Annotated in this window: 10 protein-coding genes; 4 read left to right on the forward strand and 6 right to left on the reverse strand. The window is 64.4% G+C overall.

Annotated elements, in window-relative coordinates:
• Positions 1–138: 138 nt before the first annotated feature.
• Positions 139–1,137 (reverse strand): GlxA family transcriptional regulator, encoded by a 999-nt coding sequence (locus tag QCE73_RS11220; RefSeq protein WP_035500959.1) that lies wholly within the window; start codon positions 1,135–1,137, stop codon positions 139–141.
• A 1,104-nt stretch (positions 1,138–2,241) separates the two neighbouring features.
• Between QCE73_RS11220 and QCE73_RS11225 the strand changes: the two genes are divergently transcribed.
• The 4 genes from QCE73_RS11225 (at position 2,242) to QCE73_RS11240 (ending at position 5,801) form a co-directional block, all read left to right on the forward strand.
• Entirely contained in the window at positions 2,242–2,694 is a 453-nt protein-coding gene (locus tag QCE73_RS11225) for a GDP-mannose mannosyl hydrolase (protein ID WP_309881230.1), read from the forward strand.
• A 371-nt stretch (positions 2,695–3,065) separates the two neighbouring features.
• The gene (locus QCE73_RS11230) at positions 3,066–4,124 is read left to right on the forward strand and encodes a helix-turn-helix domain-containing protein (RefSeq protein ID WP_309881232.1); all 1,059 of its coding nucleotides are present in this window, start codon (positions 3,066–3,068) and stop codon (positions 4,122–4,124) included.
• 46 nt (positions 4,125–4,170) lie between these two features.
• Positions 4,171–4,758 (forward strand): phosphatase PAP2 family protein, encoded by a 588-nt coding sequence (locus QCE73_RS11235; protein WP_309881234.1) that lies wholly within the window; start codon positions 4,171–4,173, stop codon positions 4,756–4,758.
• A gap of 113 nt (positions 4,759–4,871) precedes the next feature.
• Positions 4,872–5,801, forward strand: coding sequence for a LysR family transcriptional regulator (locus QCE73_RS11240; protein WP_309881235.1), 930 nt, complete (start codon positions 4,872–4,874; stop codon positions 5,799–5,801).
• On the opposite strand, the gene QCE73_RS11245 is transcribed toward QCE73_RS11240, so the two are convergent.
• From QCE73_RS11245 to QCE73_RS11265, 5 genes are all read right to left on the reverse strand, one after another.
• Positions 5,728–6,828 carry an ADP-heptose--LPS heptosyltransferase gene (locus QCE73_RS11245; RefSeq protein ID WP_309881236.1) on the reverse strand — a complete coding sequence of 367 codons (1,101 nt, stop codon included), beginning with the start codon at positions 6,826–6,828 and terminating at the stop codon, positions 5,728–5,730. The two genes, QCE73_RS11240 and QCE73_RS11245, sit on opposite strands and share 74 nt — an antisense overlap.
• A 15-nt stretch (positions 6,829–6,843) precedes the next feature.
• Positions 6,844–8,742, reverse strand: a complete 1,899-nt coding sequence (locus QCE73_RS11250) for a nucleoside-diphosphate sugar epimerase/dehydratase (RefSeq protein WP_035500915.1) — start codon at positions 8,740–8,742, stop codon at positions 6,844–6,846.
• Between the two features lie 12 nt (positions 8,743–8,754).
• Positions 8,755–9,780 carry a glycosyltransferase family 4 protein gene (locus QCE73_RS11255; protein WP_309881237.1) on the reverse strand — a complete coding sequence of 342 codons (1,026 nt, stop codon included), beginning with the start codon at positions 9,778–9,780 and terminating at the stop codon, positions 8,755–8,757.
• 180 nt (positions 9,781–9,960) lie between these two features.
• Positions 9,961–10,935, reverse strand: coding sequence for an NAD-dependent epimerase/dehydratase family protein (locus QCE73_RS11260; protein WP_309881239.1), 975 nt, complete (start codon positions 10,933–10,935; stop codon positions 9,961–9,963).
• Positions 10,932–11,756, reverse strand: coding sequence for a glycosyltransferase family 2 protein (locus QCE73_RS11265; RefSeq protein ID WP_035500911.1), 825 nt, complete (start codon positions 11,754–11,756; stop codon positions 10,932–10,934). The genes QCE73_RS11260 and QCE73_RS11265 overlap by 4 nt, the downstream gene beginning before the upstream one ends.
• Positions 11,757–11,950: the final 194 nt, after the last annotated feature.

The following is an 11,950-nucleotide window of genomic DNA, read 5'->3' on the forward strand; positions in this document are numbered from 1 at the left end:
ACTCCTGCCTGCAAATTCATTCGAACGACAATGCCGTCCGGGAAATGATCAAATGCCGAACCGATCGGGTCCGGCCAAAGGTCCGACGCTTTTCGCCATAGTCGGCGTCAGAGCGGCCCACGTCACACTCCACGCGGGTCAGCCGTTCGCCTCGCGTCTGCTCTGCATCCGGTACTCCGTCGGAGAGATCAGAAGACGCTTGCGGAAAATCTTCGCGAGCCTGTCGCCGTTACCCATGCCGCTTCTGCGCGCGATCTTGTCGACCGGCAATTCCGAATCGGTCAGAAGCGCACAGGTCACGGCGAGGCGCGCCTGCAACAAATAATCGGATGGCGTGATGCCCATCTCGATCTTGAAGCGGCGCAAAAAGTTGCGCTCGCTCATCGCGGCCACCTGCGCCGCATCGACGACCGAAATCGGCCGTTCACAGTTGTCCTGCAACCAGCGCGCCGCCGCGCGGATCTTGTCGCCGGCGGACGCCGCGCCGCTGTCGCCGAGAATCGACACGAGCTTCGCGGCGGAACCGGGCATCAGACGCTCGGCCACGCTGCGCGACACGTCGATACCCAGATCGCGCTTCACGATCAGCAGTGCGCCCTTCATGGACTCGTAGCGGTCGCCCGCGTCGCCCTGCTGCTCGTCGCGCACGAGATGCATCGCGTTGTTGAAGCGCGCCTGCGAGTCCTGCGCCTGGCCGATGCCCGCGGCGTCGAGCACCTTGCGGCCCTCGGAAATCGCGCGCACGACCGTCGTCTTCGACTGCACGCGGCGCAGCCATTCGATGATGCGATCGTCCTTCGCGGCGTCGTCGGCACCGCGGCCGCCCGCGACGAAGAGCGCGTCGAAGCCGCCGTAGTGGCGTGCGTCCAGTCCGTCCGTCCACACGCGCACCGACGACGAGCACGCCACGTTGCCGCCCTCGACGGACAGAAAGCGCACGTCGTAGCTGCAGTCCGGCCGCGACTTCGCCGACGCGAACTCGTTCGCCATGTGGAAGACCTCCGCGACGATCCCCGCGCCGAGCAGGGAAAAACCGTCGAACAGCAAGATCGCGATCTGGCGGACCTCGGTCGGCGAGGCTTTCGTCGCGGGAGGTGTCCAACCCATGACGGCGGGTTCTAGAGTGGCGTAAGGCATGGTCATCCTCTGCAGCTTTGCTTCCTGGAAGGCGCGGAAGAGTTTCTCGGCCATTGCGGCGCACCAATTGACTTTCCCGAACTTCGCCGGGTTGCCGTGACCGATTGGAACGAAGTGTTGGCGGAATCGATCCGCTGGCTTGAATAATAAGCAGACAATCTTTTTTGTGCTCTAGATTTTCGCGCTTAAACCACAGAATCTGTTCCGCTGTGAGGGTGAGCGCACATTGATATCGCTCCCCAGATTCCGGAATGCCGATTTCAAAGCATGTATTACGGCAAATCAATTTGTCATACAAACTTTGCCGGACGGGCTTAGCGCAATTCGATTGCGGTGCCGCCAGATCGGACATTCGCGCGGCCGCAGCGCCCCGAGCGACGGCCCTGTGCGGGTCGCCGGGCGGTTCGGCGGCCATGTCGGATCAAAGAAATTGATTCAAATTTGAAACGTCGAGCCAGCGAAAAAGCGGACGTTCGTATCGTGAGAATCGGAAAATTTTGGGTTTGCCGTTACATTTGGGAACCGGATGTAATAGATATTTCAGCCGCCCATTTAAAAGTCAGATTGGATTGACGCTTGAATGGCGCTGATTTTCCATTAATCGGATATCAGGTAATCGAGCCATTTTAAATCGACCCTTTCGATTTTTATTCAAGAGCATAATGCGGTGTTTTCAAAAGAGGCCGGATGCTGTGCCGCAATATGCGAATGGCGGCGCCGAACCCGCGTGCGCGCGGGACCAGGGGACTGTCCCGGTCCGCCATCGACTAGTCTTTTTGCGGCAGCGCACGCTGTGACACTATTTGTTGAATCGTCCAATCAAACTTTTTCATTCTTCGGTCGAATGCCGCCCAATTCGCGCGCACGTTCGCAATTCGCGCGGCGACGATTTCGACGCGTCGAACGAGCTTGCGGATCGGTCAGGTTTGCCGCTTATGGAAATACATGTGATGGCCGAACTCGTCAGCCTTGCTTGTTTCACTCTTGAGAATCGAACTTCGCCGTCTTCGGACGAAGCACATCGGCGCGTGCGCATACGCACGGTCATACGATGACGCAGGCAGCATCGTCTGCGTTGCGCACGACGGCTAACACGGAGAAACGATGCTGAGCAACGCGGACTTCCTGACGGTGGTGCGGCTTACGCCGCTCGTGGCGATCGACCTGATCGTCACCGACGGCAACCGGCGCATTCTCCTGGGACATCGGCGCAACCGGCCGGCGCAAGGCACGTGGTTCGTGCCAGGCGGGCGCATCACCAAGAACGAGACGCTCGACGCCGCTTTTCGGCGCATCGTCCATAACGAGCTCGGCGTCGCGAGCGCGCAGCGTTCGGCCTCGCGTTTGTTCGGCGTGTACGAGCATCTGTATGAAGACAACTTCGCGGGCGCCGGCGATATCGGCACACATTACATCGTGCTCGCCTACACGATGACGCTGAGCGGCAAGGTGCCGATCGGCCGCTTCGATCAGCACAGCGACTATCGATGGCTTCTGCCCGACGACTTGCTCGCGCTCGACGACGTGCACGAGTACACGAAAGCCTACTTCCGCTGATCCGCATCGAAAGCGCGCACTGAAAGACAAACGGCGCGCATCGCTGCGCGCCGCCCGCCCTACCGCCAAGAACCTTCGATCATCACTGCTTCCCTTGATAACGGTACGCGAGGCTCCGTTCTTGAGCGCGCGATGCCGCAATCGCACCGCCCGATTTCATCAGACGACAGCCCGACTGCGAGCCTTTTCCCCGCGTACCGAGATCATCTGCCAACAGTTCGTCAATTTCGGACTCGGGGCGCGGCGACCGTTGGGCGCCGCGTATAGTGCGACCCATGTAAGCTCACTTTCCCGTTACTTACGTTCCTTCATGGACCGGGCCCGGGCAAGGCGTGACAGCGCCGGCCTCAGTCCGCACCGGGGAGAAGTCGATGGTGTACGCCAATGGTACGGGCAGGCTTCAGGTCGTGCGCGCCGTCGCGCCCGACGCGCCGCCCGCCGATATGGCCAGCGCGGCGAAGCGGATCGGCATTCTGATCTTCGAGGACTTTTCGCTCGTCGAAGTCAGTTCGATCTCCGAGGTCTTCTCGGTCGCGAATCAGGTTCACATGCCCGCCGAAGCCGGCCAGCACGCCGAAACGCCGAACTATTCGCTGCGGTTTTTATCGAGTGAAGGCGGCAGCGTGGCGAGCAGTTGCTCGATGCGCATCTGGACGGAAGGTCTCGAAACGCGCTGGACGAACGAATGCGACGCGCTCTTCATCGCGGGCGGCGTCGGCGCCCGTCATGCGCGCAACGACGTCGTGCTGAAAAAACGGCTCGGCCGCGTCGCGCCGAAGATTCCGTTCATCAAGGCGATCGGCGAAGGCGCGCACATTCTCGCCGCCGCTAATCTCACCGTGCAGAACCGCTCGCTCGATTTCACCGGAGAGTCAGGGCACCGCGCGCTTTCGTCGGCGTTGTCGAACCCGCTTTTCATCGCCGAGCAGACGCTCACGCTCGACGATCCGAAAGGGCCGATCGCCGCGGCGCTTTCGATCATCAAGCGCGATCACGGCGCGGCGCTCGCGCGTGAAGTCTCGGAGCGTTCGATCCCGGGCGCATGGCAAAAACTCGCCACCGTGCTCGACGATACCGAAGCCGGCGGCGTGCGCCAGAAGATCGATACAGCCGCGCGCTGGATTCGCGAGAACTACGTGCGGCCGATCTCGATCACCGACGCTGCACGCGTCGCCGCGATGAGCGAGCGCAATTTCCTGCGCCGCTTCAAGGCGCAGATCGGGCTCACGCCATCGGAATATCTGCTGCGCGCGCGCCTCGATGCGAGCTGCATGTTGCTTGCCGCGACCGATCTGCCCGTCGACAAGATCGCGCGGCGTTGCGGCGCGGGCAGCGGCGATGGTCTCGCGAAGATTTTCCGCAAGCGGCTGTCGATATCGCCGACCGAATACCGGCTGGCCGGCCGCCGAAAACTGGGCGATGGTTCGTAGCGCTTTCGATCGAGCCCGCGAGCCAGCCTGCCTCTAACGGACACGCATGGAATCAAAGGTACTCTGGACACTTTCGAATCTCGGCGACGCGGCTTTCTTGCTCCCGCTCGCCCTCGTCTGCGCGCTGTGGCTGCGCACCGTGGACGCGCGCCTCGCGTTGCGCTGGGCGATCCTGCTCGCGATCGGCATGGGGCTCGTCGGTCTGTCGAAGATTCTCTACGCCGGCTGCGGCTTCGAAATCGCCGCGATCCAGTTGCGCATGATCAGCGGCCACACGATGCTCGCCGCATCGATCTATACGGTCGCGGGCGGACTGCTGCTCGGCGGCTTCGGCGGCGGCTGGTATCGATGGGGCGCGGCGGGCGGACTCGCGCTCGCGGCGGCGATCGGCGCGAGCCGCATCATGCAGGACGCGCACACGCCCGCGGAAGTCGTCGCGGGCTGGGTGCTCGGCGCGGTCATCGCCACGCTCTTCCTCGTGCGCGTTTTCGATCAGCCGCGCAAGATGCCGCGCGCGCTCGTCGCGGGTTGCGGGCTGCTTGCCGTGTCGTCGATCGCCTACGGCCATCACGCGCCGTTTCAACGCATGATCGAACACTACTCGGGGTGGCTCTGCCAGGGGCTCGGGATCTGATTTCATCGCCTGTCCGGTCGAGGCGATCCCAAGTATGATCGTCGCTTGAAAACGCACGCTCTCCTTTCGCGCGCGCCCTTGCCGGCGCGCGATCACGTTTCCGGAACCCGAGCATGGACCGCTTTCTTGCAATGAAAGTCTTCGCGCGGGTCGTCGAGGCGGGCAGTTTCTCCAAAGCCGCCGACGCCCTGCGCCTGCCGCCCGCGAGCGTCTCGCGCACGCTCCAGGCACTCGAAGCGCATCTCGGCGCGCGCCTCATCAACCGCACGACGCGCAGCATCAGCATCACCGAGGACGGCGAAGCCTATTACGAGCGCTGCGTGCGCGTGCTGGGCGAAGTGGACGACATGGAAGCGTCGCTCTCGCATTCGAAGCTCAGTCCCAAGGGCAACGTCAAAGTGAGCCTGCCGACGGTGATGGCGAAGAACACGATCATTCCCGCGCTGCCGGAATTCTTCGCGGCGTATCCGGATATCGGCGTCGAGTTGCTGCTCACGGACCGGCAGGTCGATCTCGTCGAGGAAGCGGTCGATTGCGTCGTGCGTGTGGGCGCGGTCGGCGATGTCGGGCTGATTGCGAAACGCGTCGGCGCTTATACGCAGATCACGTGCGCGTCGCCGGGATACATCGAGAAGCACGGCGAGCCGGTGTCGCTCGATGACCTCGAACAGCACCTCGCCGTCGGCTATGTGCTCAACAACTCGGGCCGCGTGCGCAACTGGGAATTCGTCGTCGATGGCGAAACGCGCATCGTCGCGATGAAGCACAAGATCGCCGTGAACGATGGCGATTCGTATATCGCGGCAGGCGTGACGGGACTCGGCCTGATCCAGAGTTCGAGCTATACACTCGATCCGCTCATCCGAAGCGGCGCGCTCAGGGAAGTGCTGAAAGAGTATCCGTCGTATCCGCGCGTGGTGTCGGTGCTGTATGCGTCGAATCGCCATCAGCCGCGCCGCGTGCGCGTGTTCATCGACTGGGTCGCGGAGCTGTATGGGCGGCTGCCGTCGTTTCAGGTGAGCGGCAAGCCGAACTCGAACTGAGCGATGCCTCGCGTGCGAACGGCATCGCGCGCCAGTCGTAGTCGCGATACGCGCGTTCGAGCGCGTCCAGATCGGCGGGCCGCGCGCTCGCGTGAATGCCTTGCAGATGCGGCAAGGCGAATTCGACCGCGACGCAGTTGGCGTAATCCCGCGCGCGCATGAAGGCGGGAATCGTCGTGAAGAACGCGGTCGTCGGAACGTCGAAGCCATCTGCGATATGCAGCGCCGCCGAATCCGCCGTGACCAGATAGCGCGCGTGTCCGATCCACGCGAGGAAATCGTCCGTGTCGCGCGAAAGCGGCGCGATATCCCGATAGCGCGGATGATCCACCGCGCCGAAACCCAGCACCGGCAAGCCGGTTTCGTCCGCGAGCCGCGCGACGATGCGCGCACGCGCCGACGCCGGAATGCTGCGCACCGGCGTGCTCGCGTCCGGACAGAAGAGCGCGTAGGGCTCGCTTTCGAGGGGTGTCAGCGGCACATCGGCGAGCCATCGATTGCGCTTGTCGCTGGCGGCGATGTTCTCGGGCGCGATGCCCATCGCCCACAGGAAGAAATCGATCATCGGCATCGAAGCGAAGCGCGGCCAGAAAAGCTGATTGCCGATATCGATGCTGAGTTCGTTCGCGGGCAGGCTCGCGAGCGGCACGGGCAAATCGACAATATCGCCAAACCCCGGCGCGGCGAGCGCGTAGAGACGCTGAACGTAGCGCGGCGCGCGCGCCGGACGATAGAGCGTGAACCGAAGATGCGGATGACGGCGCTTCACCGCGAAGAGCGCCGATAGCCCGATGATGGAATCGCCGAGCGTGACGCCGAATGCGTTGACGAGATGCACGCGGCGCGCACGCGCATAGTCCGCATCGAAGAATTCGCGGCCCGCGTTCAGGATATCGGCGGGCAAGTCCGCGAAACCGGATGCATCGGCGTGCGCGACTTCGAGATCGTACGGCGCGACGATCTCGCCGCCCGGCGACAACAGCGAGCCCGCGTGGGTCAGCGCATGAACATCGTCGAGCGTGGTCATGCGTGACCGTGCGCGTCAGCCCGCCGCGCCGCGCTCGCGCGCCGTCTGCACGGCCGTGACGCTTTGCAGAACAGGCAGCGTCGCCGTCTGATACTCCGGCACCCAGCGGCGCAGATCGCGGCGCACTTCCTCGTCGGAGAGCACGCGATGCTGCATGAGCCAGGGCAGCAACGCGTCGATGAAATCGTTCGGCACGCCACGCGCCTGCGCGATGCGCAGCTTCGGATGCGGCGTGCGCGTGGTGGTTTCGTCGTCGGCGAGCAGTTCTTCGTAGAGCTTCTCGCCGGGGCGCAGGCCCGTGAACACGATGCGGATCTGCTCTTCCGAGAAACCGTAGAGACGAATCAGGTCGCGCGCGAGATCGACGATCTTCACGGGCTGGCCCATGTCGAGAATGAAGATTTCGCCGCCGCGCCCCATGCTCGACGCCTGCAACACGAGTTGCGCGGCTTCCGGAATCGTCATGAAGAAGCGCGTGATTTCCGGATGCGTGACGGTCACCGGGCCGCCTTTCGAAATCTGCTGCTGGAACTTCGGAATCACGCTGCCCGCGCTGCCGAGCACGTTGCCGAAGCGCACCGTCTCGAACTGCGTGCGCGGCGCGGATTGCTGCAACGCCTGGCACGTCATTTCGGCGAGACGCTTGCTCGCGCCCATCACGTTGGTCGGGTTGACGGCCTTGTCGGTGGAGATCAGCACGAAATGGCGCACGTCGTGACGCATCGCCGCGCGCGCGACGCGCAATGTGCCGAGCACGTTGTTGCGCACCGCCTGCCACGCGTTCTGCTCTTCCATCAGCGGGACGTGCTTGTACGCGGCCGCGTGGAAGACGATGTGCGGCGTGAAGCGCGCCATCGTCTGATCGAGCAGCAGCGAGTCTTTCGCGTCGCCGACGACCGGAATCACCGAGCATTCCGGAAAACGCTCGTGCAGTTCCTCGATGAGGCGATACATCGCGTACTCGGAAAGATCGTAGGCGACCAGTTGCGCGGGCGAGAAACGCAGAATCTGACGGCACAGTTCCGAGCCGATCGAACCGCCCGCGCCCGTCACCATCACGACGCGCCCGTGCAGCAGTTGCTCGACGTGCGGCATGTCGATCTTCACCGGCTCGCGGCCGAGCAGGTCTTCGAGGTCGATCTGCCGCACGCGCGACAGGAAGTTGCCCTCGCCCGCCGTCAACTGGCTGAGCGCGGGGAGCACCATCACCTTGACCCCGGCGCGCACGCACAACGTGGCAACGCGCCGCTGTTCCTCGACCGACGCCGACGGAATCGCGATGATCACGTAATCCGTCTTGAACTGCTCGGCGAAGCGCGGGAGCTCGCTGAACGAGCCGAGCACCTTGTGGCCGAGCACTTCGCGTCCGCGCTTGGCGGGATCGTCGTCGAGCAGGCCGACGAGACGCCATTCGCTGGAACGCGCCAGTTCGCGCGCGAGCATCGCGCCCGCTGTGCCCGCGCCGAGAACGATCACAGGCTTGCCCTGCCCGACGAGGCCGCCGTACAGATAGAACTCCTTGCCCGCGCGATAGAGAGCGCGCGCGCCGCCCATCGACAGGAAGAGCAGGAGCGGCGAAACGATGAGCACCGAGCGGGGAATGATCGGAATCGGCTGCGACATCACCGCGCCCACCATCACGACGAGCGCGCCCACGACGATGGACTTCGAGATGCGCAACAGATCGGGCAGGCTCGCGAACACCCACATGCCCCGATACAGGCCGAAGACGCGGAACACGATGGCGTACACCGGCACGACCCAGATGAGCGCGGCGAGCGCGCCCTGGCGAAAGTCATGTGGAATCGCGCCGTTGAAGCGCAACAGATAAGCAATGAGCCAGGATCCGACGACGGCCACGAGATCGAAGCCGAACGCCCCCGCCGATAGCCATGTAGCTTTTATTCGATTCATCAGCTTGGACCCTCAAGATTGTCCGGAATGGCGCGCCTCATGACGTCGCCAATGCGCGTCGACCACCGCGCCCGCTGCCACAACCACGACTGCCCAGCCCGCAACTGCCGCCCACTGCCCCGCGAAAGAGAAACGAAGCGCCCAGTTTGCGAGCATTATGCCCGCCAGCATGAGCAGATACCACGTGATTGCGGTGCGCGCATGCCCCAATCCGAGGCGCACCATGCGCTGATAGTAATGCTCCCGGTGGGCCTGCCAAAATTTTTCGCCGCGCGCAAGGCGGCACAACAGCGTGACCGTGGCGTCCGCGATGAACGGCGAAAACACGAGCGCCGGAAACCAGACCGGCCATGCGCCCCGTTGCCAGCCCCAAAACCCGAGCGCGCCCGCGAGAAACCCTAACGGAATAGACCCGGCATCGCCCAGAAAAATCCGGGCCGGATGGAAATTGAGGGTCAGGAATCCGGCCGCCGCGCCCGCGATGGCGAGGCTCGCGAGGCCGAGATCGGCTTGCGGCGCGGGTCCGGCGAGCGCCGCGAGCGCGTAGCCGCCGAAGCCGAACAGCGCCATGCCGCCCGCGAGTCCGTCCGAGCCGTCCATGAAGTTGTAGAGATTGACCAGCCACAGCATCAGAAAGCCGACGAGCGCGAGCGCCCACCACGGCACGTCCGCCGGATGCACGACGATGACGAGCGCCACCGCGACGATGTGCGCCGCGAAGCGCACGCGCGCGGGCAGCCCCCGGCGATCGTCGATCTGCGATACGGCGGCGAGAAAGACGGCGCAGGCCGCGACCAGCCACATCGACGGCGCCGCGACGATGAGCGCGACCACGGCGACCGGCACGATGCCCCAGCCGCCGACGCGCGGCGTGGGCCGTTCGTGCAACGAGCGTTCGTTGGGGATATCGGTGGCGAGGCGCCACGCGAGGCCGGTACGAATGAGCGTCCGCAGAATCAGCGCGCACGCGGCGAAGGCCAATACCGCCACCGCCATCGCGGCCAGCAGCGGCGAAGCTTCAAAATACGAATGCAGCATGCAATGTTATTGAGTTATCGACCCCGAAGCATACGCGAACGACCGCCGGGTTTTAGTTTAAATATCTGAAGAATAAGGAAAATCACGCTGACGACGTTTGTCAGGCGCCTTGCAATGCCGGCGTCGAAGCAGCGCGTATTTTAACGTTCGCGACCGGCCATTTCGACGGCGCGGGACCGGTTATCGCCCGCGCGTCGAACGGAACCACGCGGCCGTGGCGGCCAGGCCTTCGTCGAGCGTTTGCGGCGCGTTCCAGCCGAGCGTGTCGCGGATGCGGCGCGAATCGACCCGCAGGCTGCCGGTCAGCCGATCGATCTGCGCAGTCTTGCCAGCGACGCGCGCGACGCCGCGCAAGAGTCCGGCCGGCACCGGCACGAGCCGCGCGGGCTTGCCGAGATGCTCGCCGAGCTTGCGCGCGAGTTCGGCGACGCTCGGATCGTAGCCGTCGGTCACATGGAACAGGCGGCCTGCGGCGGCCGGATTGAGCGCGCATTCGATGGTCGCGCTCGCCAGATTGTCGACGGAGACGAGACTGCGGCGCGCATCGATCGCGCCGAGCGGCAACGGCATGCCGCGTGCGATCGCGCGCATCATCGCGAGGAAGTTGGCGCGCACGCCGGGACCATAGACGAGCGGCGGCCGCACGATCGCGACTTCGAGTCCCGTGCGGCTGCCGAATTCGAGCAGCGTCACTTCGGCTTCGGCCTTCGAGACGCCGTAGGCATCGGGCGGATTGCGCTCGTCGTCCTCGGTGAACGGTCGGCCCGGATCGCATTCGCCGAGCGCCTTGATGCTGCTCATCAACACGAAGCGCGTGACGCCGGCGCGCCGCGCGGCTTCGGCGGCGGCGAGCGTGCCCTCGACGTTGGTCGCGCGGTACGCGTTCAGCAGCGCCTCGGCGTTCTTGTGCGCGGCGTCGGTCATCACATGGACGCGCGCGGCGAGGTGAATCACCGCATCGCAGCCAGCGAACGCGTCCGGCGCGATCGATTCGAGGCCGTCGATATGGCGAATCTCGACGCCCGGCTCGCACTGCGCGTCACGCCGCACGAGCCCTGTCGCACCGATGCCGCGCGCGAGCAGCCCACGGCTCACCGCGCGGCCGACGAACCCGTTGGCGCCGGTGATCGCGATGCGTCGGCCGGTATCGCTCACAGCCACTTCCAGCCGAAGCGGTTGAAGAATCGGTACGCCGACGTGACGAAGAGCTTGATGTGCACCGAGCCCTTCTTCGCCGCGCCGCCGCCGTGATGCAGGATGCGCACCGACGGCACATAGGCGATGCGCGCAACGCGGCGCGTGCGCAGGCTCAGGTCGTAGTCCTCGAAATAGAGGAAATAGCGCGGATCGAAGCCGCCGAGCGATTCGAGCACGTCGGTGCGAAAGAGCATGAAGCAGCCGCTCACGATCGGCGGATCCCACACGATGTTCGTCTCGCCGATGACATCGCGCATCTCGTAGCGCGCGAGGCGTCCCGCGAAGGGTTTGCGCAGCGCGGACGGCAGGAAGCCGCGCACGAAGAGATCGAGCACCGTCGGATAGCGGCGGCAAAGAAACTGCTGACGGCCGTCGTCACCGCCGATCCACGGCGCGAGCAGGCCCGTCTCGGGCGAATCGCGCAGGAAGGCGAGCGCGCGGCGCAGGCCGTCCGCATTGAGTTCGACGTCGGGGTTCAGGATCAGGTGATAGCGGCTGTTGGCGCGTGCAATCGCGAGATTGTGGCCGCGCCCGTAGCCGACGTTCCCGTGCCCTTTAAGCACCACGGTGTCGAATTCGGCGTCCGACGGCGCGGGCAGATCGGCGAGTTCGCCTGGATTGCCGTTGTCGATCAGATACAGGCACGGGCGCCCGGCGACGTCGTGCAACTGCGCGAGCGCGCTTTCGAGCGTGTCGATGGTGCGTGCGAGCAGCGCGGCATCGGGCCGGTAGACGACGATGGAGATGCTGAGGGTGATCGGTGATGCGTTCGCGTTCATCGGACAGAGGGGGTGTCCGCGCCACGAAAGGAAAACGGACCGCATCGACGAGTGGAAGACGCCAAGATTGTGCTCAATGTGGGGGGTTTCGGCAACCGCGCGGCATGGCACACAACGCGGCAAGACGAATTTTTCTTGTTACAGATTGTGCTAAATTCCGCGAGCACGTGAAGGATTCTGCCGCGTCTTTTCTT

Origin of the sequence: Caballeronia sp. LZ029, assembly GCF_031451275.1 — a bacterium.
GTDB classification, from domain to species: Bacteria; Pseudomonadota; Gammaproteobacteria; order Burkholderiales; family Burkholderiaceae; genus Caballeronia; species Caballeronia jiangsuensis.